We start from the raw sequence: 22,384 nt of genomic DNA on the forward strand, positions 1-22,384 counted from the left end.
TCCCGTCTCGCGTCCCCGGCTCTTCGCAGTTGTCCACAGGCCAGTGCCCAGACTAGTCGTGTCCACAGGCTTCTGCTTCCGAATCGACGCCAACACACCGCGCCGACACGATGGGGGGCATGGTGCCGCCGAACCCTGTGACCGGGGCGATCCAGGCCCTCACGGCCCTGGCCCTGCCGGTCAGCTGCGCCGCCTGCGGCCAGCCGGACGACGCGGTATGCCGTGGGTGCCTGGAAGAGCTCGGCAGGAGCCTCTGGCTCGGGGGGCCACGACAGGTCCGTCCGGACCCTTGTCCGTCCGGTTTTCCGCCCGTCTTCGCGAGCGGTCGCTACCGCGGGCCGCTCGCTGCCGTCGTCGCGGCCTACAAGGACGACGGTCGGCGCGACTGCGGGTTGCTGCTCGGGGAGCTCCTCGGCCGGGCCCTCGACGCCGCCGTGGGTGCCTGCCGGTCAGCGGTCGAGGTCCTGGTGCGCCACAACGGTCCCCTCCTGGTCGTGCCCGTCCCGTCGTCCCGAGCCTCCGTTCGCGCTCGTGGGGACGCGCCTCTGGTGGCCGTGGCCGCCCACGCGGTCAGAGGTTTCGCCGCGGACGAGGCCGTCGTGGCGCCGGCGCTGCGACTCCGGCGGCGGGTCGCCGACCAGGCCGGGCTCGGCGCGCGCGCACGAGCTGTCAACCTCGAGCACTCCATGGTCGTGCAGCGGGACTGGGCCACGGCTCTCGAGGGTGCCGTGTGTGTCGTGGTCGACGACGTGCTCACCACCGGTGCGACCCTGGTCGAGGCGGCCCGGGCGCTCCGGTCGGCGGGCGCGGTGACGGTCGTGGCGTCGACGATCTGTGCCACGCAGCGACGGGTCCCGACGTCCAGCAGTCGCACCGCGCGATGAACACTCCAATCCCTGTGTCGCAATCGACCGAGGTGGTCTAAGTTCGACGTATGGCCCCCCTGGCCCCCGTGCACGTCACGCAAACAGGGCGCCTCGGACGCGGTCCGGCGGGCGCCCTCTGGCAGGGAGCGGAGCCCGCAGGGCCGACGTCCGAGTCCCCGACGTTGCTGGCAACCGGGTCGCTGTCCCTCGTGGCAGTGCCCCTCGTGCCACTGTCCCTCGCGTCGTCAGAGCGTGGGTGGTGCCGCGGCTGAACCCGGGCCACGCCGCCCGACTCGAACTCCCGCCGAAACCATGGAGGACACCGTGGAGATTGTCGTCACCGGACGCCACATGCAGGTCTCAGACCGATTCCGTGACCACCTCGACGAAAAGCTGGCCAAGATCCCACAGCTCGCGCCGCGAGTTCAGCGCGTCGACGTGATCGTGAGCCACGAGTCGAACAAGCGCCAGGCCAAGGCCTGCGAACGGGTCGAGATCACCTGTCACGTGAAGGGCCCCATCGTGCGGGCCGAGGCATGTCTTGACGACAAGTACGCAGCGCTCGACGTGGCGCTGGACAAGCTGATGGAGCGGCTGAGGCGGGCCCAGGACCGCAAGCGCGTGCACCGTGGGAGGCACGCGCCAGAGTCGGTGTCCGCCGCCACGGCGCGGATCCAGGAACCGACGCAGGGCGAGGGCGAGGACCACGTCCACGAGGTCCATGGCGAAGGCGACCCCTTCGGCGCCCAGGGCAACTCACCCGTCGAGATCCGCGAGAAGATCCACGCCACCGTGCCGATGGCCCTGGACCAGGCGGTCCGCGAGATGGAGCTCGTCGGGCACGACTTCTACCTCTACCACGACGAGGAGACCGACCAGCCGAGCGTCGTCTACCGCCGCAGGGGTTGGTCCTACGGCGTGATCCACCTCGATGTCACGGACGACGAAGGCGTCGCCCGCAAGGTTTCCTGAGTCAGGCGCTCGACGACGCCGGGCGTGCCCACGCGGCTTTCGCCCGGCGTCGCGGCCTCGCCATGACAGTATGTGGCTCGTGACGAATGGGAATGGTGGTGTGACGAGCGGGGTCGAACCGATCAGGGTCGTCATCGCCGATGACCACGTCCTCTACCGCCGTGGCCTGCAGATGGTCGTTTCGCAGGACCACGACATCGAGATCGTCGGCGAGGCCGGCGACGGCAAGGAGGCGGTGGACCGCACCGTCGAGCTGCTGCCCGACGTCGTCCTCATGGACGTGCGGATGCCGCACACCTCGGGCATCCAGGCCTGCCAGACCATCAAGGCGCTCGTGCCCTCGACCAAGATCATCATGCTGACGATGTCCGACGAGGAGTCCGACCTCTACGAGGCAGTCAAGGCGGGAGCCAACGGATACCTCCTCAAGGACGTCCCGGGCGAGGAGATCGCCGACGGGGTGCGCGCGGTCCACAACGGCGACTCGCTCATCTCGCCCTCGATGGCCTCCAAGCTGCTCGCGGAGTTCGCCCAGATGAGCAAGCGCCAGGGGGAGCGACCCACCGGGGTCGGCGCGCCCCGGCTCACCGACCGCGAGCTCGAGGTCCTGCGGCTCGTGGCGCGGGGCATGGCCAACAAGGAGATCGCTCACCAGCTCTTCATCTCCGAGAACACCGTCAAGAACCACGTGCGCAACATCCTCGAGAAGCTCCAGCTCCACTCGCGCATGGAGGCGGCGATGTATGCCGTCCGCGAGAACCTCCTCGAACCCGGCGAGTGACCAGCGGCGCACCTGCTGTGACGACCCTCCCGCCCGTGCGGCTGACCCGCGCCCAGGCCCGTCGGATCGCCTTGGCAGCACAGGGTTTCGCCGACCCCAGGCCTGAACCGGGGGCGGCCACGATGCGTCACGTGCAGCGCGTCATCGACAGGGTGCAGATCGTCCAGATCGACAGCGTCAACGTGCTCACGCGCAGTCAGTACCTGCCGTTCTTCTCCCGGCTGGGTCCCTATGACCCCGCGCTCCTCGACCGGGCGCGCGACCGTTCGCCCCGGCGACTGGTCGAGTACTGGGCCCACGAGGCCAGCCTGATCCCTCCCTCGACGTGGCCGTTGCTCGACTTCCGCATGCAGCGCGCCCTGCACGATGCCTGGGGTGGCATGCAGAGCGTGGCCAGGGACCACCCAGAGCTGGTCGCGGCGGTGCTCGCCGAGGTCAAGGCACGCGGACCGCTCACCTCGCGCCAGCTGGAGGCGGCCCTGGAGCACGACCTGCCCCGCCAGCGCGACGAGTGGGGCTGGAACTGGTCGCTGGTCAAGAACGCCCTCGAGCACCTCTTCTGGGCGGGACAGGTGAGCTCCGCGGGCCGGACCAGCCAGTTCGAGCGACGGTATGCCGCGCTGGACCGCGTGCTGCCCGGTCAGCATGCCGCGGCTGCCTCCGATCCCGCCGTTCGGCCGCCCCACGACGTCGCCTTCAAGGAGCTGATGCTGATCGCCGCCCGCGCCCACGGGGTCGGCACCGAGCAGTGCCTGCGGGACTACTTCCGGCTCAAGCCGCACCAGTCCCGCCCCGCGCTGGACGCCCTCGTCGCAGTGGGGGCCCTGGTCCCGGCGACCATCGAGGGCTGGAAGCGACCGGCCTACCTGCACGTGGAAGCGCGACGCCCCCGCAAGGTGAGTGCCCAGGCGTTGCTCAGCCCGTTCGACTCGCTGATCTGGCAACGCGACCGCACGGCGGCGATCTTCGGGATGGACTTCCGCCTCGAGATCTACGTGCCCGCGCCGCTGCGGGTGCACGGCTACTACGTGCTGCCGTTCCTGTTCGGCGACGAGCTCGTCGCGCGGTGCGACCTCAAGGCGGACCGTGCCACGGGAGTGCTGCGGGTGCAGGCCGTGCACTGGGAGCCGGGGGCACCGCCGCAGGCGCGTCCGGCCCTCGACGACGAGCTGTCCCTCATGGCCGGCTGGCTCGGCCTGACGGGAGTCACCACCTGACCCGTCGCTCCTCCATGCAAAAGGCGAGTTAGCGCCGTCGCGCCGCGGCGCTAACTCGCCTTTTGCATGAGTTGGCGACGGGTGTGCTGGCGGGATCCGGGGGACGGTTGTCCGGAAAGCGCTGTTCGCGGCGCCGTTTTGGCAGTTAGCCTGCGACAGTGACGATTCCTGCCGCCACGGCGACCGAGACCGCAACCAGACGGCCGCGGGTGCACCGGGCCTGGTGGGTGGCCGCTGTGATCCTCGGAGCCCTCGTGGCCGCGGCCGGCTTCCGCTCCTCCACCGGCGCGCTGCTCGAGCCGCTCGAGTCCGAGTTCGGGTGGTCGCGCGCCACCACCTCGGGAGCGGTCACCGCGAACCTGGTGATCTACGGCCTGACCGCACCGTTCGCGGCAGCGCTCATGGAGCGGTTCGGCCTGCGTCGGGTCGTGGCCCTGGCGCTGGTCCTGGTGGCGGTCGGCAGCGGTCTCACCACGGTGATGACCGCGCCGTGGCAGCTGTGGCTGCTGTGGGGCGTGTTCGTCGGCGTCGGTGCGGGTGCCATGGCGCTCGTCCTCGGCGCCGTGGTGGCGAACCGGTGGTTCGTCGAGTCGCGGCGCGGACTGGTCACCGGGATCTTCTCCGCGGCCGGAGCGGCCGGCCAGCTCGTGTTCCTTCCGGGCATCGCGGCGCTCGCCGCCGGCCCCGGCTGGCGGTATGCCGCGCTCGTGGTCACCGGTGCCGCGCTCCTGCTCGTGCCACTGGTCGCGTTCGTCGTCCGCGACAGACCCGCCGACCTCGGCCTTCGTCCGGTCGGGGCGCAGCCGGGTGACGTGCTCGACGAGCCGGCCACGCGGCATACCGGATCGCAGGTCGGGCCGGCGGCCCTCGCGGTCCGCACACTGCGGGAGAGCGCGCGGTCACGGACGTTCTGGATCCTGTTCGGCACGTTCTGGATCTGCGGCTGGTCGACCAACGGGCTGATCGGCACCCACTTCATCCCCGCGGCCCACGACCACGGCATGCCACAGACCACGGCTGCCAGCCTGCTCGCCCTCGTCGGCGTCTTCGACCTCGTCGGCACCATCGCGTCCGGCTGGCTCACCGACAAGGTGGACCCGCGGCTGCTGCTCTGCGGCTACTACGGCTTCCGTGGACTGGCGCTGCTGTTCGTCCCCGCGCTGCTGGGTCCGGACATCCACCCCAACCTGTTCATCTTCATCGTCTTCTATGGCCTCGACTGGGTGGCCACGGTCCCGCCCACGATTGCCCTGTGCCGCAGGCATTTCGGGGTCGCGCGCTCGGGCGTCGTGTTCGGCTGGGTCTTCGCCGCGCACATGGTGGGGGCCGGTGTCGCAGCGAGCTACGCCGGCTGGGTGCGGCAGAGTACCGGTGACTACTTCACGGCCTGGCTCACCGCCGGCGGGCTGTGCCTGTTCGCCGCGCTGGCCTGCCTGGCCATCGCGAAGTCGCCGGAGCGCGGCTCGTGGAACTCCGAGGGTGAGGACGCCGAGGTCGGCGCCGTCGCCTGAGGCGGCTGGCCGGACTGGCCAGACTGGCCAGACTGGCCGGACGGGCCGCGAGAGGGTGGCAGACCGACTCATCCCGCTCGGGAAGCTCCGGTCTGCCACCCTTTCGGCGCGAGCTGTCAGTGCAGCCCGCGCAGCCGGATGACGACACCGGCGTGGTCTGAGGGCCACAGGCCGGTGGCAGGGTCACGGTCGGCCACCTCGTTGCCGGTGACGGTGCCGCGGTCCACGGCCGCTCCACCCGCCGCGGTCCGCGCGAGCACCAGGTCGATCCGGTGGTCGAAGCCTGCTGCGGTCGCGTCGGTGACAGCCTCGGACAGCCCCGAGGTGCAGCCGTCGTCCCGGACGTCCACCGGGCAGCTGCCCGGCCGCAGGCGGAGCCACTCGTCGGTGAACCCGCTGGCCACCATGAAGTCGTACGGGCCTGAGTGGGGCGTGCCGAGCGGGTCGGTGCGCTTGACGCTGTGGTCGAGCGGGTCGGAGTTGCAGTCGCAGACCACCACGGTCGGCTTGCCCGAGGGTGCGGCCGGACCGGCCAGGAGCTCACGGGCCTGGCCCAACGCGATGTCGGAGCTGGCCGACTCGAGGTGGGTGTTGACGACCCGCACCACGGTCGAACCCGACCGGATGTCGGCCCAGTTGTAGCCGCGGATGAACACGAACGGGACGCCGCCGACGCTGACCGCGAGCCGGGTGGCGTACTGCCCACCCCCGCTGGCCTGCACGGTGAGGCCCGGGTCGACCCGCACCAGCATCGCGTCGCGCATGGTCAGCCGGATGTCGCGCGCGGCCGTCATCGTCCCCGCGAACGGGTTGCCCTTGAACGCAGGCCCCTCCACGTCGGACTCCTGCTGCACGTTGACCACGGTGTACTGCGCGCCGGTGGCCGCCAGGTCGCTGGTGAGCGTCGCCAGGAAGTCGTAGTCCGGGTCCGGGGCGTTCGCCGTGCCGATGGCGCCGAGCTCCAGGGGACCGCTGCGCCACAGGGCCACCTCCTGCAGACCCACCACGTCCGGACGCTGCGAGGCGATCTCGCCGGCCAGCAGCTTGCTGCGCAGGGGGAAGTTGGTCTGGTCGACGACGGCACGCAGCGCGTCGTTGGAGTTGCCGAACGCCACCAGGGCCGCGGCGCCCGTCTTGCCAGCCGTGGCCACCAGCGGCCGGTTGATGTCCCCGCCCAGGTAGAGGTTGCGCGTCATCACGGTCAGCGGCCTGCCCGGGGCTGCATCGGGCGGAGCGGCGGCGGCCGGCACCGACGCGTTGGCGGCGAGCGCACTCACCAGCGCTGCTGCCGCCGCGGCGACTGCCCGGAGAGCGGGACGGGACGGGTGGATGGACATCGTTGGCCTCCCTGCGTCAGGTGTGTGGGCTCATGCTGGTCACTGGCCCGCGCCGCGGCAAGGGTCCAATGGCGTAGTTCCGCCGACCGGGTCCAAATGGCGTGGTTCCGCTGGCAGGGACGCACCCGCACGGCCCCGTCCCGGGGCAGGCCGGACCCGGCACGACCGGCGTTGACAGTCGTGCTTGGCTGGGGCCATGACGGACGCCGTGATCACGGACAACCCCGCCCAGCACCGCTACGAAGCCCACATCGACGGCGTGCTCGCGGGCTTCTCCGCCTACCGGTTCAAGCGCGACCACATCGTCTTCACCCACACCGAGGTGGACGACACTTTCGCCGGGGAGGGTGTGGGTGCCGCCCTGGCCAAGGGGGCGCTCGACGACGTCCGAGCCAGGGCGGAGCACGACGTCGTGGCCCTCTGCCCGTTCATCTCCGCCTGGATCGCCCGCCACCCCGACTACCAGGACCTCGTGGCGCCCTGAGCCGCCGAGCGCCTGGGTGGGCGCCTGGGTGGGCGCCTGGGTGGGTGCGGAACCGCCGCGGGCCCCGGCGCGTTCGGCGCTGGGGGAGGGTTCCCCCGCCCGCACGTCCGCGGTGGTGCGTCGACTCGACTAGCCTAGGTCGGGCCGTTGCCACCCGGATGTCCACGGCTGCGAAGTTCCGGGCGTAGCAGGACATCAGAACTTCCGGGCATAGCAGGAGATCAGAAACTTCAGGAGATATTGCGTGTCCAAGATCGTCGAAAAGCTGCTGCGTGCCGGTGAGGGCCGCATCCTCAAGAAGCTCCACGGGATCGCCGCCCAGGTGAACTCGATCGAGGAGGACTTCGCCGCGCTCACCGATGCCGAGCTGCGGGCCGAGACCGACGTCTTCCGCAAGCGCCTGGCCGATGGCGAGACGCTCGACGACCTCCTTCCCGAGGCCTTCGCCGCGGTCCGCGAGGCGTCCAAGCGCACCCTCGGCAAGCGGCACTTCGACGTGCAGCTGATGGGCGGCGCCGCACTGCACCTCGGCAACGTCGCGGAGATGAAGACCGGTGAGGGCAAGACCCTGGTCGCGACCCTGCCGTCCTACCTCAACGCCCTCGAGGGCAAGGGCGTGCACGTCGTCACGGTCAACGACTACCTCGCCGAGTACCAGTCCGAGCTGATGGGCCGCGTGCACCGCATGCTGGGCCTGGAGACCGGTGTCATCCTTGCGTCGATGACGCCCGAGCAGCGTCGCGTCGAGTACGCCAAGGACATCACGTACGGCACCAACAACGAGTTCGGCTTCGACTACCTGCGCGACAACATGGCCTGGTCGGTCGACGAGCTCGTGCAGCGCGGCCACAACTTCGCCATCGTCGACGAGGTCGACTCGATCCTCATCGACGAGGCCCGCACGCCGCTGATCATCAGTGGCCCGGCCGACGCCGCGACAAAGTGGTACACCGAGTTCTCCAAGATCGTCCAGCGGCTGACCCGCGGCGAGCTCGAGTCCGGCGAGGGCGACTACGAGGTCGACGAGAAGAAGAAGACCGTCGGCGTCCTCGAGGCCGGGATCGCCAAGGTCGAGGACTACCTCGGCATCGACAACCTCTACGAGTCCGTCAACACCCCGCTCATCGGCTACCTCAACAACGCCATCAAGGCCAAGGAGCTGTTCAAGCGGGACAAGGACTACGTCAACATGAACGGCGAGATCCTCATCGTCGACGAGCACACCGGCCGCATGCTCGCCGGGCGTCGCTACAACGAGGGGATGCACCAGGCGATCGAGGCGAAGGAGGGCGTCGAGATCCAGAACGAGAACCAGACGCTCGCCACGATCACGCTGCAGAACTACTTCCGCATGTACGACACCCTCTCGGGCATGACGGGCACCGCCCAGACCGAGGCAGCCGAGCTGAACTCGATCTACAAGCTCGGTGTCGTCCCGATCCCGACCAACCGCCCGATGGTCCGCAAGGACCAGGCCGACCTCGTCTACCGCACCGAGGAGGCGAAGTTCTCCGCCGTCGTGGACGACATCAGCGAGCGGTATGCCGAGGGGCAGCCGGTGCTCGTCGGCACCGTGTCGGTGGAGAAGAGCGAGTACCTCTCGGACCAGCTGCGTCGCAAGGGTGTTCCGCACGAGGTTCTCAACGCCAAGCAGCACGAGCGTGAGGCCGCGATCGTGGCCCAGGCGGGCCGCAAGGGCGCCGTCACCGTCGCCACCAACATGGCCGGTCGAGGCACCGACATCATGCTCGGCGGCAACCCCGAGTTCATGGCCGTCGCAACCCTCAAGCAGCAGGGGCTGGACCCGGTCGAGACCCCCGAGGAGTACGAAGCCGCGTGGGACGAGGCGCTGGCCAAGGCCGAGGAGGCCGTCAAGGCCGAGCACGACGAGGTCACCGGTCTGGGTGGGCTCTACGTCCTCGGCACCGAGCGCCACGAGTCGCGCCGCATCGACAACCAGCTCCGCGGTCGTTCGGGCCGCCAGGGTGACCCCGGGGAGTCGCGGTTCTATCTGTCCCTGCAGGACGACCTCATGCGGTTGTTCAACGCCGCGATGGTCGATCGGTTCATGACCACGGCCAAGATGGAGGACGACGTCCCGATCGAGTCCAAGATGGTCAGCCGCTCGATCCAGAGCGCGCAGGGCCAGGTCGAGGGCCGCAACTTCGAGATCCGCAAGAACGTCCTCAAGTACGACGACGTCCTCAACCGCCAGCGCACCGTCATCTACGACGAGCGGCGCCGCGTCCTCGAGGGCGAGGACCTGCACGAGCAGATCCGCCACTTCATCAACGACGTCGTGGGCGGGTACGTCGACGCCGAGACGGCGGAGGGCTTCTCCGACGACTGGGACCTCGACCGCCTCTGGACGGCGCTCAAGACGCTCTACCCCGTGTCGGTCACGCCGGAAGCGGTGCAGGAGGCCGAAGGTGGCTCCCTGACGGCGGACACGCTGCGTGAGTACATCACCTCGGACGCCCACCACGCCTACGACGAGCGCGAGGAGCAGCTCGGCGAAGAGGTCATGCGTGAGGTCGAGCGTCGTGTCGTCCTGTCCGTGCTCGACCGCAAGTGGCGCGAGCACCTCTACGAGATGGACTACCTCCAGGAGGGCATCGGCCTGCGGGCGATGGCCCAGCGCGACCCCCTGGTCGAGTACCAGCGTGAGGGCTTCCAGCTGTTCGAGGCGATGAACGAGTCGATCAAGGAAGAGTCGGTCGGCTACCTGTTCAACGTGCAGGTCGACGTCGACCAGCCGCAGGCGGAGGCGCCGGCGGTCCAGCCGGTCAGTGTCTCCGACATGTTGGCGGGTTCGGGACTGTCCTCCGCCGCGATCGAGGTCGACGAGCCGGTGGACGTGTCCGCCGTGTCGGGCAACGGCGGCCAGGCCGCGGACGCCGACCTGGTGCCTGCCGAGTCCGCCGCGGCGGTCGACAAGCACCCGACCTTCCGCGCCAAGGGCCTCGAGCAGCCTGAGCGTCGCCCGCAGCAGCTGCAGTACTCCGCACCCAGCGAGACCGGTGATGTCGAGCACCGGGCGGTGGGCTCCGCGGGCGACACGCTGACGGAGGACCAGCTCAAGGGCGTCTCGCGCAACGGCCCCTGTCCCTGCGGGTCGGGCAAGAAGTTCAAGATGTGCCACGGAAAGGCCTGACCTCCGCCTGACTCGCACTCACCTGCACGGCCCGCCCGCCCTGGCCGGCACTTCTGGCCACTGATGCTGCGTGCCGGCCCCGGTTGGCGGGTCTGGTGCCCCACCTGTGGCCGGAAGTGGTGCGCGTCAGCCGACCTGGAGGGCTTCGACGCGCCATCGACCGTCGATGCCGACGAGCCGGAACGCCAGCGCGCGCACCCGGCCACCGTCCACCACGACGGCGCTCGCCTCAGCGACCCCGTCCGCAGGCTCACAGACCCTCACCCCGCGCACGACCGTGCGCCGCGTCGACGCTGCTCCGCGCCGAGCCGAGACGGCGGCGCGGCGGGCCACCGCGGCATACACCTCGGGGGTGGTCCAGCGGAGCACCTGTGGTGCGGGGCGGGCCCCGGCCATGACTTCCACGAGCCCCTGGGCGATGTGGCCGGCCCACTCGAGTGGATCGGGCAGGTCGCCGCGGCGCGTGGGGCGTTCCCCGAACAGCTGGTCGTCGGTGAGGCTGTCGAAGTCGATCGCGAGGGCGTCCTGGACATAGCGGTTCGACCCGAGGTCGTCGGGGACCCACGACTCGGTCTCGGACAGGACGGGCGGCCTGGTGCGCGGCGCCGGCACGATGCGCAGGGGCGTGAGTCGCGAGACCGGAAGCCCGGCTGCCGCGTTGCCGATCAACCCGCGCGCCGTCGCCTTCACCGCCTCGGGCACCGCCGCGTTCACCGCCCCGCTCCGGACGACGCGCTGGCCGAGTCTGCGGCGGGGCTCGGCGGCCGCAGGATCTGGCCGGGCAGGATGAGGTCGGGGTCGTCGCCGATGACGACGTGGTTGGCCCGGTGCCAGGCCGGCCAGGCGTCTGCGACCTCCGCGTCGGAAGCGTCCGGGCCGAGCTGGCGGCGGACGATGTCCCACAACGTGTCGCCCCGGTGGACGACGACTTCGGCCGCAGGGTGGGCGCCGACGCTGCCCGTGACGAGGCTGGAGGCGGGCTGGGGTCGCTGCGCGGGGCGTGAGGGGGTCCACCCCGGAGCGGGAATCGGGGAGGTCGGCCCGTCCAGGGCCGAGGCAGGCGCTGGGGATGGGGCCGGGGTCGGCGCCGTTGTCGGAGAAGTGACCGGGGCCGGGGATGGGACCGGAGAAGGTGTCGGAGATGGGGCAGGGGTGCTCACCCGCTCCGGTGAGGTCGCTGTGAAGGCGGGGGTCAGGACGGCACGGGTTGCGGGCGGCGCGGTGGGACCATCCCCGAGGGCGGTCCCGGGTGCCAGCGCGGCGCCTAGAACAGCGCCCACGATGGCGGCGGCGACGCGTCTGGAGACCGCTGGGGCGCAGGCCCGAGCGCACCGGTCGGCCGCTAGGCCGAGCCGCCCGGGCAGGTGTGCCAGCAGTGCGGCGCCAGTGCTGACGGCCAGCCAGGCGCCCAGCACCGCCGCCGCGACCAGGACGACGAGCGTCAATGCCTCGGCCAGGCTGGCTGGCCCTGGGGCGTGCACGATCCGCCACTGGGCGCGGACGGCGAGGCAGAGCGCGCCCTCGACGAGCGCCCCGACCCCCATTGCTGACATGGTCCCCACTGCGACGCGGATGGCGCGGCTCATGATCCCCCCGGATGGCTGTTTGCTTGTGTTTGCGTTCGTTGGACCATAACGACCTTGACGTGCAGATGGCAAGGAGGTCCGGCGCAGGGGTAGGTTCGGCCCGGCCGCGTCACGGTCGGTGGCCGGCAACGTCTCAGCGAACGGCAGCGGGAGAAGCAACGAAGGGGGGCACGGGATGCGTTGGGACGCCCTGTTCGCAGACCTGGCCGCGCAGTGGGAGGCGGAGTCCAGGCGCGAGCTGGACGCCGAGGTCGCCGACCGGACCAGGCGCGAGCGGGCCTCGGTAGGGCTCTACGAGCGGCTGGCGGCCGCGGGGACAGGCCTCGTGACCGTGTCGCTGCGCAGTGGCGCCAGGGCGCGGGGCCAGGTTGCCGAGGTGGGCGACGGGTGGCTGCTGCTGGCAGCCGAGGCGAACGGGCCCCAGGCGGGGCCGTCGTCGGGGCCGGCGCTCATTCCCTTCTCGGCCGTGACTGCCGTGACCGGGCTCTCGGGCCGCGTCGGAGGGACTGCCATGGGGCGCCGGTTCGGGTTGGGCTACGCCATGCGGGGATTGAGCCGGGACCGCTCGGTCGTGCTCCTGACGGACCTCACGGGCACCGTGGTCGCCGGCACGATCGACGCGGTCGGTCGCGACGTGCTCGAGCTGAGCGAGCATGCCGCGGACCTGCCGAGGCGTACCCAGAACGTCACCGGGCGACGTCTCGTCCCCTTTGCCGCCGTGGTCATGCTGCGCCCTGCGTAGGCCTGACCTTCACGACCCCCMCCCCCCCGGATGGCGGCCCACGCAGGGCGCAACGACTCAGTCCTGGCCCTGACCGAACGGGTGCGCCGCGACGAAGGTCTTGGTCTCGCTGTACATCCGCTGGATGTACCCTTCGAGCTCGGCGACCTCGACGCGCCACTGACCGCGGCCGCCGACCTTGATGGCCGGCAGTTCGCCGGATCGGACCAGGGCATAGGCCTGGGCGGATGAGATGTCGAGCACTTCCGAGACCTCAGCCAGCTGAATGAAGCGCTTAGCCACGTCAATCCCCTCTTCTTTTCCGCCAGCCGACTTGACTGGATGTAGACGTTCTCTTGACCGAATTTTTACCATGTTCTTGTGGCTGCGTCTGGTCAATGGGCAGATTCTGGCATCTATAGCCGTTTGGGGGAGTTGGCCTACCGACCTTGTGGATGACCCGCGAACCTGTGGATTCAGGCGACGCTGGGCCACCTCGGTGCGCCATGATGTCCCCGCGGGTGCGGCCGAACAAGGCTGGAAAAGGGATGATGAAGGGGACATCACCATGACCGATCTGCCCGTGCCCAAGGCTGCGAGGCTTCAGAAACCGCGATGGCGGGACGCCCGGCTGGTAGTGGGTTTGCTGCTGGTGCTCACCTCAGCGGCCCTCGGCTCGTTCGTGGTTGCCCACGCCGACGACCGGACGGCTGTGTATGCCGCGCGGGGACCGCTGGTGCCCGGGCAGCAGCTGGGTGACGACAACCTCACGCGGGTCGACGTCGGGCTGGGCTCCGAGCTCTCGCGCTACCTGCCGGCCACGGAGGGCCTGGCCCCCGACCGGTACGTGTTGCGTGAGGTCAGCGCCGGTGAGCTCGTCCCCGCCGCGGCGGTGGGGGGCAAGGACCAGGTCGGGGTCCAGCCGCTGACCCTGTCGGTCGACGCAGGCGCTGCGGCCGCCTTGCGGGTCGGCTCGCGGGTCGACGTCTACGTCAACCAGGCGGACGCGGCGGCAGCTCCTGGGGGCAAGGCGTTCTCCGGTCCGGAGCTGGCCCTCGAGGGCGTGTCGGTCTCCAGCCTGCCCAAGACGAGCGGGGGCCTTGGAGGCGGCGCATCGGGTGATCGTCCCATCCAGGTGATGGCTCCCACCGCCCAGATCAAGGAGATCATCGCGGCGGTCGACCTCGGCGCCCGCATCACGGTCGTCCCCGTCGCGGGTTCGTCGCTGCGGGTCGATCAGTGACCCGTTCGGTCATCGCCGCGCTCAACGGCGCATGGGAGTCCGAGCTGGTGACGGCCATCGAAGCCACCGCCGGCTACACGGTGTCGAGGCGCTGTGCCGACCTGCCCGACCTGCTGGCCGCTGCGGCGGCCGGTTTCGGCCAGGTCGCTCTCGTGTCGGCCGACCTGCGTGCGCTCGACCGGCCGGCGCTGCACGAGCTCGCAAGCCACGGTGTCGAGGTGGCTGGGGTCGTCGCACCGGACGACGACCTGGGGGAGCGACGGCTGCGCCAGCTCGGCCTGAGCGTCGTGCTCCGGGCCGATCTGGCCAGCCACGAGATCGACGACGTCCTCGACTCCCTCGACCCCCTGGGCCACCTCCCTGCCGCGGAGGGCGTCTCCGTGGTCCTCGCGGATGACCTGGGGGAGTCAGCCCAGCCGATCGTGGCGGCCACGGTCATCGCAGTCTGGGGACCGACGGGCGCCCCGGGACGCAGCACCGTCGCCCTCAACCTGGCCGCAGAGCTGGCCAGCAGCGCACCCACCCTGCTCATCGACTGCGACACCTACGGGGCGTCGGTCGCGCAGTCGCTCGGCCTCCTCGACGAGGCTCCCGGCGTCGCGGCCGCGGCGCGGGCGGCCGACCAGGGCGCCCTCGACCTCGCAGCGCTGGCCCGGATCGCTCCCGAGGTGGTTCCGGGCCTGCGGGTGCTGACCGGCATACCCCGCGCGGAGCGGTGGACCGAGCTGCGGGCACCATCGGTGGCTCACGTGCTCACCGTCGCGCGCCAGCTGAGCCATTTCGTCGTCATCGACTGCGGCTTCGCGATCGAGGACGACGAAGAGCTCTCCTACGACACGCTCGCCCCCCGACGCAACGCCGCCACCCTCACCGCCCTCGAGTCCGCCGACGAGCTCCTCGTGGTCGGTTCGGCAGATCCGGTCGGCCTCCAGCGACTGGTCCGGGCCGTGCAGGACCTCGCGGCGGTGCCCTCGCCGACCCCCCGAGTGGTCGTCAACCGGGTGCGCGCGTCTGCGGTCGGCACCCGACCCGAGCGGCGCATCGCCGAAGCCCTGGGCAGGTTCGCGGGCATGGACGACCTCACCTACCTGCCCTGGGACCAGGACAGCCTCGACGGTGCCATGTTCGCCGGCACGTCGTTGGCCGAGTTCGCGCCCGAGTGCGAGCTGCGGCGTGCGATCGCCTCGCTGACCATCCCGTATGCCGTGTCGGCACCCGAGCGGAGCCGCCGGCGCCGGCGCCGCTGACCCCTTCCTGGCGACTTGTTGCCGCCTGGTGGTCACGAGGGGCCGGAACTGGGTGGTCGGTGACGATCTGCGAGCAACAAGTCCGGGGCCTGGCGACTTGTTGCCGCCTGGTGGTCACGAGGGGCCGGAAATGGGTGGTCGGTGACGCTCTGCGAGCAACAAGTCGCTGCCTCAGGAGCTGAACAACAGGGTGAGACCGCCGAGGGTGTAGCCCACCATCAGCACGAGCAGGGGCACCTGACCCAGCACAGCGGCCCGGCGGGGAAACAGGGAGACGGCCCGCTCGTGCGCGGCGACGACGCCGAGCACGTGGCCGGTGATGATGGCGACGACCTGGATGCCGGCGACCAGGCCGGGAGCGATCAGCGACGCCGACGGGGTCACGCCCGCCGTGCCGAGCCAGTTCGCGCCGGTCCCCAAGGGGTCCGACATCTTCGCGAGGCCGTTGGTGCCCTCCCACACCCACAGCGACCAGTAGTGCGCGACGAGGTATCCGGCCGCGATCGGGATCAGCGAAGGGGCGAACGCCGTGGCAACTCCGCGCACGCTGACTCCGGCGAGCCGCGCGGAGAGGACGGCCGCGGCATACAGGGAGGCGGCGACGACGAGGCTGAAGGTGACCAGCGCGCCGGTCTCCCACACCCTCGCAGGGAGGCTGGAGGACTGGACGAAGGTGTACCAGCGGGTCTCTCCGGAGAAGCCGTCATACGCGGTCGTCCCGAGCATCACCGAGCTCACCGCCAGCAGTCCCGGCGCGGCAGCGAGCCCCAGGGGGCCGTGCAAGGGGGTGCGCAGCACCCATCGGCGGTCGGCCCGGCGCCCGAGCGGGCTGAGGGTGCCGTAGAGGGAGGACCACGCGGTGAACGGGTCGCCGCGATGCAGGTAGGGAGCGCCGAACGCCATCGCGAGCATCAGGCTGACGACGAGGTAGCCGAGGACCGCGACCCGCAGCACCGGAAGGTCCGCGTTGTCGGGTGCAATGAGCTCGAGCCAGGCGAAGGCGAGCAGTCCCGTTGCCGCCGGCCAGTACCCGAGCCGGTACTCGGCCAGCGTGAAGTCCGGCTCGATCCGCAGCAGCGCCAGGATCCCCCGGTGCAGCCAGCGCACCGGGTTGACCACGCGCCAGATGCCGCCGACGACCATGGAGATGAAGGCCAGCCCCACCCACAGCCAGACGTAGACGACCGACGGGACGGGGTTGTTGGCGTTGTCCTTGCCCAGGGCCAGCGCCAGCAGGGTCCAGCCGGCGATCGCCAAGGACGCGATGACGAACAGTCCGCGCACCGCCGCGCTGTCGAGGGCAAGGGCGACCGGCATCGGCAGGAGTCGGCCGTCCTGGGGCCGCAGCCTGGGCTGTTTCCACAGGGCTCCCAGCGCCACGAACGACACGACGAGGGCCAGCCCCGCGCCGATCAACAGGAGGTTGAAGGGCAGTGGAAGGTCTTCGCGGGACCCGACCCCGTGGGCCGGCAGCGCGGCGAGAGCTGCCAGGGTCACTTGACGGCGATCTTCAGCAGGCGCAGCTCGGGGTGGTGGGTCTCGACATCGTAGACGCCGGGCTGGGCTCCGGTGACGGTCACCGAGAGCGGCTTCCCGGCGACCAGGTCCTTCTCGATCTCGAAGCCGTGGAGGTGCAGCTGGTCGGCGTGGTCACTGGTCACGGTCAGCGTGAGCGACTCACCGACGCCGAGGTCCACCGTGGTGGGGGTGGGTGACACCTTGTTGCCGGTGACCGTGATGGCGATGGTGCGGCCGACGGGGGTCGATGAGCTGCCCGAGGCGCCGTCGGAGGTCGACGTGCCGGGTGTGCTCGACGACGAGCTCGACGACGAGCCGCTCGTGGTGCCCACCACGGGGTCGTCTCCCGCCGTGCCGCAGGCGGTGAGGGATGCGGTGAGGGATGCGGCGAGGGCCAGCCCTGCGGCATACGAAAGGGGCGTGCGCAGAGTCATCTTCGTCACGAACCCGAGTCTAAACAGCGCTTTCTGACACGATGAGCGGGTGCCTGACCGCCTGAACTCCCTCGACGCGTCGTTCCTCTACCTCGAGGAGGCGACCACGCCGATGCACGTGGGTTCGGTCATGGTGTTCGACCCGCCGAGCGACGGGTTCGACTACGACCGGCTCGTGCAGCTCATCTCGACGCGGATCGCGTTCGTACCCCGCTACCGCCAGCGGATCCGCCAGATCCCCGGGCGGCTCGCCAACCCGGTGTGGGTCGACGACGAGAACTTCGACGTGACCTATCACGTGCGCCGCTCCGCGCTGCCGAAGCCGGGCAACGACGAACAGCTCCAGGAGTTCGTCGCCCGCATCCAGCCTCGTGCCCTCGACCGCAGCAGGCCGCTCTGGGAGGTCTACCTCGTCGAGGGCCTGGACGAGGGCCGGTTCGCGATCGTCACCAAGTCGCACCAGGCCCTCGTCGACGGCATCAACGCGGTGGACATCGCCCACGTCATCGTCGACGGCGACCCGGCGGCCGAGGGCCTGGTCACCGACACCTGGCGGCCGTCCCGTGAGCCCAGCGACATCGAGCTGCTCACCGGCGCGCTCGTCGATGCGGTCCGTCGCCCGAGCGAGGTCGTCGAGAACATCCGAGGCGGCATCGTCGACGTCAAGGCCGTCGGCACTCGCGCCTTTACTGCCGCAGGCGATGTCGTTGCCACGTTGGCTCGCACCGCAGCCCGGCCGGCGCCCCATTCTCCGCTCAACGCCTCCGTGGGCGAGGCTCGTCGCTACGTGATGATCGGCACCGATCTCGAGGACTACCGCAAGGTCCGCAGTCGGCTGGCGCGTGGCAACTACGCCGACGACGTCTCGATCAACGACGTCGTGCTCGCCACGATCTCTGGCGCCTTCCGCACCTGGCTGCTGACCCGGGGGGAGTCCGTCCACTCGGGCACGACGGTCCGCGCGATGGTGCCGGTCAGTGTCTACGACGCGGACGCGAGACACCTCGGCAGTCGCCTCACGGCCTGTTTCGTCGACCTGCCCGTGGGCGAACCGGGTCCCTCTATGCGGCTGCACCAGATCGCGTTCGCGATGCGCCAGCAGATGGAGGGCGGCCAGGCGGTCGGTGCCGAATCGCTTGCAGGACTAGCAGGTTTCGCACCCCCGACCCTCCACTCGCTCGGCGCGCGCCTCGGCTCCGCCGTGTCGCGACGCCTCTTCAACGTCGTCATCACCAACGTCCCGGGACCACAGCACACCTTGTATGCCGGTGACGCGCGGATGTTGTCCACTTATCCCGTGATGCCGCTCGCCAAGGGTCAGGCGCTGTCGATCGGGCTGACGTCCTACGACGGCGGGGTCTACTACGGCCTCAACGGCGACCGGGACTCGATGCCCGACGTCGACGTGCTCGGCCAGAGCATCGTCGACTCCCTCGGTGAGCTGCTGGACAGCCACCGGTCCAAGGCGCGATGACGCCCACGTCCCGCTCAGGGGCGGCGCGCTCCCGACCCAAGGGTCCGCGCCGTGGTCTGGTGCTGGGTGGCGGTGGTGTGCTGGGTGCCGCCTGGATGGTCGGCGCCCTCAAGGCTCTCGAGGACGAGCTCGGCGTCGACGCCCGCGAGTTCGACGAGTTCGTGGGGACGTCGGCCGGCTCGGTCCTCGCCGGGCTGCTCGCGTCCGGTGTCTCCGTGTCGGACCTGCTGGTGCACCAGCTCGAGGGCGCCGTCGACATGGGACCCCTGGCGGGATACTCCTGGGACTACGAGAAGGACACCGGGGGCGACCGTCCAGGCCTGCCCAAGGTCGGTTTCGGATCACGAGAACTGTTGCGGCGCAACGCACTCAACCTGCGTCACCTGCCGCCCACGGCGGTGCTGTCGGCCATCCTGCCGGAGGGGCGCGGCAGCATCGAGGCGGTCGGCGCACTCGTCGGTCACGTCGTGCCGCACGGCTGGCCCGACCGCTCCGGACTCACGATCGTGGCCCTGGACTACGACACCGGTGAGCGGGTGGCGTTCGGTCGGGCAGGCGCTCCGGTGGTGGACCTCTCCGCCGCGGTCATGGCGTCGTGTGCGATCCCCGGCTGGTACCAGCCCGTGCGGATCGGCGAGCACCGCTACATCGACGGCGGTGCCTGGTCGTCCACCAACCTCGACCTGATGACCGGCCTCGAGCTCGACGAGGTCTACGTCCTCGCGCCCCAGGTGAGCTTCGTCCGCGACGCGCCGACCCACTGGCGCACGCGGGTGGAACGCCAGTGGCGCAACCGCGTGACGCTGCGGGTGCTGCGCGAGCTGGCCAAGGTCCACGGGGACGGTGCCGACGTGACGGTGCTCGGTCCCGGCGAGGAGGACCTCGAGGCGTTCGGCTCCAACCTCATGGACGTCAGCCGTCGCCCCGCAGTCATCGCCACCTCGCTGCGCACCTCGGCCGTGGCGCTGCACGACCCTGCCCCCCTGCCGGACCGCTCCGCTTTCCAGGATGTTGGACTCAGTGAGGACGTTGGATGATGCAGCCAAGATGTTGGACTCAGTGAGGACTGGGATGAGAGAACAATGACGCAGACCCGGATCTACGTGCCGCTGCTCCCTGACGCCGTGCGCCGACTTGCCGCCGAAAGCCAGCTCGGACCGGCACCGATCGCCGCCTTCGCCGTCACCGAACGCCTCGAGCGTGCCGACGCCACCGGCCTCGAGGAGGAGTGGGAGTATGCCGCGTTGACCGAGGCCGTCGAGGCTGCGGCGGGGCTCCAGGGCACCAGTGTCGCCAAGCGGGTGGTGGCCGCGGCCGATGTCGACCCGGGGTCGGTGTCGACCGACGGGATCCGCGAGGGACTGGGGGCGGTGACCGTGTCGGCCGCCGTGCAGCTCTCGCGGATCGTGTCCTTCCACATCGACGAGGCGGCGGGGGACCAGGGCATGGAGGACCTCCTCTGGTACGACGCCACCGAGCTCGACGAGGTGCTGCGCCTCCTGTGAGGCAGGTCGGGAGTCGGGAGGCGGCGTGACGGGCGACGCGGAGCGTCAGGCGCGGCTGGCCGAAGCCATGGCCGCCAACCTCGCAGGCTCGACGATCCCGCACGTCGTCGTGATCCTCCCCGCGTTCAGCCTGGCCGACAGCCTCCTGGCGCACTATGCGACCCGGCTCGGCGCCTACGAGCACCGCTACCTGCTCACCACCCTGATGATCCCCAGGATCCCCGGCTGTGAGCTGGTTTTCGTGACCTGTCAGGCCCCGGAGCGCGAGGTCCTCGAGTACTACGACCGCCTCGGGTCACCTGACCGCCCGGGGGGCCTGCTCGAGCGGTTGCACGTCGTCACCGTCGACGACCGCACTGCGCGGGGAGTGTCCGCCAAGCTGCTCGACCGGCCGGACCTGCTGCAGCAGCTGCGTGGGCTGACCGAGGGTCGGCTCGCCGTGATCGAGCCGTGGAACGTCACCGATACCGAGCTCGAGGTGGCCAGGGCGCTGGGGGCTCCCGTCAACGGCACCGATCCGGAACTGTGGCCGCTGGCCTTCAAGAGTGCCGGGCGCAGGCTGTTCCGCGAGGTCGGCGTGCCCACCCCCGCCGGGATCGAGGATGTCCGCGACCTCGCAGGCGTGGCCCGGGCGGTCACCGAGATCCGACGCACCAGACCCGAGCTCGGGTGCGTGGTCGTCAAGCACGACAACAGCGGGGCCGGCGATGGCAACGTCGTGGTCGGCGTCCGAGACCCCTCCGGGCACGCCATCGAACCCGCCGACCTCGTCGTGGCCCTCGAGCAGTCCCTTCCGCAGTGGTACGTCGCCGACCTCGGCGCAGGCGCGGTGGTCGAGGAGCTGCTGACGGGTCGTCAGGTGCAGAGTCCGAGCGCCCAGGCGGACGTCCTGCCGGACGGGTCCGTGCGGGTCGTGTCGACGCACGAGCAGATCCTCGGTGGCGACAACGGTCAGGTCTACTCGGGCTGCCGGTTCCCGGCCGACCCTGCGTATGCCGCGCGGCTCGGTGAGTACGCCGTGGCCGTGGGTCGGTGGCTGGCCGACCGCGGAGCCAGGGGGCGGCTCGGCATCGACTTCCTGGCCGTGCGGCGCCGGGGCAGGTGGGACGTGCGTGCACTGGAGGTCAACCTGCGAAAGGGCGGCACGACGCACCCCTTCGCGGCCCTGCGCCACCTGGCGTCGGGGACGTACGACGCGACGACCGGGAGCTACGACCTGCACGACGGGACCGGCCAGCGGTGCTACCGCTCCTCGGACGGGTTCATGGACCCGTCGTGGACCGGTCTCACGCCGAGCCAGGTCATCGACGCGGTCGCCGCTGCAGGCCTCGAGTTCGACCCGGTCAGACGGGTCGGCGTCGTCCTCCACATGCTCAGCTGCCTGCGCGTCGACGGCAGGCTCGGGGTGACAGCCATCGCTGCCGATCCCGGCGAGGTCGAGCGCCTCTACGCGGCCACCGAGCTGGTCGTGTCGTCCCTCGTCACGACCTGATGCGCCTGCTCCGCCTCAGAACCGGTCGGCGAGCCAGGGATCGACCAGGGCATGGAAGGCATCGGGCACGTCTCGGCGCACGCAGTGGTTGGCGTCCAGGAGCTCGACCCGCACGTGAGGGTTGTCGATCGCCTTGGCGCGCAGTCGGATCGGCTCGGGCAGCAGGGTCGAACGCTCGCCGATGACGACGAGCGTGGGCGTCGTGATCGCGCCGACGAGCTCCTCCCACGGCCGGGTGAAGGACGCGACCCCGAGGTCCAGGAAGTCGAGGTCGACCTGGGTCTTGGCCTGCGCCCACGGGGCGAACTCCGACTCGGGCCAAGTGGGGTTGTCCGCACGACCCTTGGCGAGCTGGCCCTCGGGGTCGTCGACGAACGCCCGGCAGTCCGCGATCCGCTCGGCGACCACCGACGCGCCCTGTACCCGGACGCCGGGATCGCGCCAGGCAGGCTCCTCGAGCACGGCGGCGCGCACCAGGTCCGGGCGGCGGGCGGTCAGCGCCGTCGCGATGCCACCACCCATCGAGTGGGCCACGAGCGCGACGGGACCACTGACCGAGGCGACATGCTCCAGCGTCGCGAGCGCCGCGGCATACAGGTGCTCGATGGGGTCCTGCGCCGCCCGCTGCTCCGGCGTGAACCGCGGGGAGCGGCCGTGTCCGAGCAGGTCCAGCCCGACCACGCGGTACCTCGGGGACCAGCGGCGCACCGCATCGGGCCAGCAGTCGCCGGAGTCGCCCAGACCGTGCAGCAGCACGAGCGTCGGGGTGGCCGGGTCGGCGGACCCGGACCAGCGGTAGGCAAGGTCGGCGGCGTCGAGGGCGGGCGGCATACGTGACACCA

General features: G+C 70.7%; 21 protein-coding genes and 1 pseudogene. 15 read left to right on the forward strand and 7 right to left on the reverse strand.

The features are described from left to right. Positions 1-119 precede the first annotated feature (119 nt). The 5 genes from AC1DYG_RS12675 to AC1DYG_RS12695 all read left to right on the forward strand — a co-directional run bounded on the left by AC1DYG_RS12675 (position 120) and on the right by AC1DYG_RS12695 (position 5,347). The gene (locus AC1DYG_RS12675) at positions 120-884 is read left to right on the forward strand and encodes a ComF family protein (protein ID WP_477640219.1); all 765 of its coding nucleotides are present in this window, start codon (positions 120-122) and stop codon (positions 882-884) included. A gap of 306 nt (positions 885-1,190) precedes the next feature. After that, positions 1,191-1,838, forward strand: coding sequence for a ribosome hibernation-promoting factor, HPF/YfiA family (gene hpf, locus AC1DYG_RS12680; RefSeq protein ID WP_477640220.1), 648 nt, complete (start codon positions 1,191-1,193; stop codon positions 1,836-1,838). A 79-nt stretch (positions 1,839-1,917) separates the two neighbouring features. Beyond that, positions 1,918-2,619, forward strand: coding sequence for a response regulator (locus tag AC1DYG_RS12685; RefSeq protein ID WP_477640221.1), 702 nt, complete (start codon positions 1,918-1,920; stop codon positions 2,617-2,619). Positions 2,620-2,660: 41 nt separating this feature from the next. Continuing rightward, positions 2,661-3,836 (forward strand): winged helix-turn-helix domain-containing protein, encoded by a 1,176-nt coding sequence (locus AC1DYG_RS12690; RefSeq protein ID WP_477640272.1) that lies wholly within the window; start codon positions 2,661-2,663, stop codon positions 3,834-3,836. Positions 3,837-3,994: 158 nt separating this feature from the next. Beyond that, entirely contained in the window at positions 3,995-5,347 is a 1,353-nt protein-coding gene (locus tag AC1DYG_RS12695; protein ID WP_477640222.1) for an MFS transporter, read from the forward strand. A 116-nt stretch (positions 5,348-5,463) separates the two neighbouring features. Here AC1DYG_RS12695 and AC1DYG_RS12700 read toward each other — a convergent pair whose 3' ends face one another. Continuing rightward, positions 5,464-6,684, reverse strand: a complete 1,221-nt coding sequence (locus tag AC1DYG_RS12700) for an endonuclease/exonuclease/phosphatase family protein (protein ID WP_477640223.1) — start codon at positions 6,682-6,684, stop codon at positions 5,464-5,466. A gap of 196 nt (positions 6,685-6,880) precedes the next feature. Here AC1DYG_RS12700 and AC1DYG_RS12705 point away from each other — a divergent pair, with 196 nt between their 5' ends. The 3 genes and pseudogenes from AC1DYG_RS12705 (at position 6,881) to AC1DYG_RS12715 (ending at position 10,322) form a co-directional block, all read left to right on the forward strand. Further along, positions 6,881-7,168, forward strand: a complete 288-nt coding sequence (locus AC1DYG_RS12705; RefSeq protein WP_477640224.1) for a GNAT family N-acetyltransferase — start codon at positions 6,881-6,883, stop codon at positions 7,166-7,168. 244 nt (positions 7,169-7,412) lie between these two features. Beyond that, positions 7,413-9,900, forward strand: a pseudogene (gene secA, locus AC1DYG_RS12710) (preprotein translocase subunit SecA); the annotation flags it as partial. Positions 9,901-9,968: 68 nt separating this feature from the next. Beyond that, positions 9,969-10,322, forward strand: coding sequence for an SEC-C metal-binding domain-containing protein (locus AC1DYG_RS12715; RefSeq protein WP_477640273.1), 354 nt, complete (start codon positions 9,969-9,971; stop codon positions 10,320-10,322). A 126-nt stretch (positions 10,323-10,448) separates the two neighbouring features. Here the strand turns inward: AC1DYG_RS12715 and AC1DYG_RS12720 are convergent, their stop codons facing one another. Both AC1DYG_RS12720 and AC1DYG_RS12725 read right to left on the reverse strand, forming a co-directional pair. Then, positions 10,449-11,036: an Rv3235 family protein gene (locus AC1DYG_RS12720; protein WP_477640225.1), complete on the reverse strand. Its 588-nt coding sequence runs from the start codon at positions 11,034-11,036 to the stop codon at positions 10,449-10,451. After that, a complete protein-coding gene (locus AC1DYG_RS12725) occupies positions 11,033-11,875 on the reverse strand; it encodes a LysM peptidoglycan-binding domain-containing protein (RefSeq protein ID WP_477640226.1) in 843 nt (280 codons plus the stop codon). The genes AC1DYG_RS12720 and AC1DYG_RS12725 overlap by 4 nt, the downstream gene beginning before the upstream one ends. Positions 11,876-12,083: 208 nt before the next feature. Here AC1DYG_RS12725 and AC1DYG_RS12730 point away from each other — a divergent pair, with 208 nt between their 5' ends. Then, positions 12,084-12,650 (forward strand): hypothetical protein, encoded by a 567-nt coding sequence (locus AC1DYG_RS12730; RefSeq protein ID WP_477640227.1) that lies wholly within the window; start codon positions 12,084-12,086, stop codon positions 12,648-12,650. Between the two features lie 57 nt (positions 12,651-12,707). Here AC1DYG_RS12730 and AC1DYG_RS12735 read toward each other — a convergent pair whose 3' ends face one another. Continuing rightward, positions 12,708-12,932 carry a helix-turn-helix domain-containing protein gene (locus AC1DYG_RS12735; RefSeq protein WP_477615037.1) on the reverse strand — a complete coding sequence of 75 codons (225 nt, stop codon included), beginning with the start codon at positions 12,930-12,932 and terminating at the stop codon, positions 12,708-12,710. Between the two features lie 265 nt (positions 12,933-13,197). On the opposite strand from AC1DYG_RS12735, the gene AC1DYG_RS12740 reads away from it, so the two are divergent. Together AC1DYG_RS12740 and AC1DYG_RS12745 are read left to right on the forward strand one after the other, a co-directional pair. Continuing rightward, positions 13,198-13,872, forward strand: a complete 675-nt coding sequence (locus tag AC1DYG_RS12740; protein WP_477640228.1) for a CpaB family protein — start codon at positions 13,198-13,200, stop codon at positions 13,870-13,872. Further along, on the forward strand, positions 13,869-15,119 hold the full coding sequence (locus AC1DYG_RS12745) for a CpaE/TadZ family protein (RefSeq protein WP_477640229.1): 1,251 nt from the start codon (positions 13,869-13,871) through the stop codon (positions 15,117-15,119). The genes AC1DYG_RS12740 and AC1DYG_RS12745 overlap by 4 nt, the downstream gene beginning before the upstream one ends. 171 nt (positions 15,120-15,290) lie before the next feature. Here the strand turns inward: AC1DYG_RS12745 and AC1DYG_RS12750 are convergent, their stop codons facing one another. Both AC1DYG_RS12750 and AC1DYG_RS12755 read right to left on the reverse strand, forming a co-directional pair. Continuing rightward, positions 15,291-16,616, reverse strand: a complete 1,326-nt coding sequence (locus tag AC1DYG_RS12750) for a hypothetical protein (RefSeq protein WP_477640230.1) — start codon at positions 16,614-16,616, stop codon at positions 15,291-15,293. Next, a complete protein-coding gene (locus AC1DYG_RS12755) occupies positions 16,613-17,080 on the reverse strand; it encodes a cupredoxin domain-containing protein (RefSeq protein ID WP_477640231.1) in 468 nt (155 codons plus the stop codon). The genes AC1DYG_RS12750 and AC1DYG_RS12755 overlap by 4 nt, the downstream gene beginning before the upstream one ends. Before the next feature lie 40 nt (positions 17,081-17,120). Here AC1DYG_RS12755 and AC1DYG_RS12760 point away from each other — a divergent pair, with 40 nt between their 5' ends. The 4 genes from AC1DYG_RS12760 to AC1DYG_RS12775 are packed head-to-tail and all read left to right on the forward strand — an operon-like array spanning position 17,121 to position 21,542. Then, positions 17,121-18,545 (forward strand): WS/DGAT/MGAT family O-acyltransferase, encoded by a 1,425-nt coding sequence (locus tag AC1DYG_RS12760; protein ID WP_477640232.1) that lies wholly within the window; start codon positions 17,121-17,123, stop codon positions 18,543-18,545. Then, positions 18,542-19,582, forward strand: a complete 1,041-nt coding sequence (locus AC1DYG_RS12765) for a patatin-like phospholipase family protein (protein WP_477640233.1) — start codon at positions 18,542-18,544, stop codon at positions 19,580-19,582. Before AC1DYG_RS12760 ends, AC1DYG_RS12765 begins: the two co-directional genes overlap by 4 nt. Positions 19,583-19,627: 45 nt before the next feature. After that, complete coding sequence (locus AC1DYG_RS12770) at positions 19,628-20,050, forward strand: DUF6912 family protein (protein WP_477640234.1); 423 nt, start codon at positions 19,628-19,630, stop codon at positions 20,048-20,050. A 25-nt stretch (positions 20,051-20,075) separates the two neighbouring features. Further along, on the forward strand, positions 20,076-21,542 hold the full coding sequence (locus AC1DYG_RS12775) for a peptide ligase PGM1-related protein (RefSeq protein WP_477640235.1): 1,467 nt from the start codon (positions 20,076-20,078) through the stop codon (positions 21,540-21,542). Between the two features lie 15 nt (positions 21,543-21,557). On the opposite strand, the gene AC1DYG_RS12780 is transcribed toward AC1DYG_RS12775, so the two are convergent. Next, complete coding sequence (locus tag AC1DYG_RS12780) at positions 21,558-22,373, reverse strand: alpha/beta fold hydrolase (protein WP_477640236.1); 816 nt, start codon at positions 22,371-22,373, stop codon at positions 21,558-21,560. Positions 22,374-22,384 lie beyond the last annotated feature (11 nt).

It is taken from the genome of Pedococcus sp. P1_H8 (assembly GCF_056405175.1).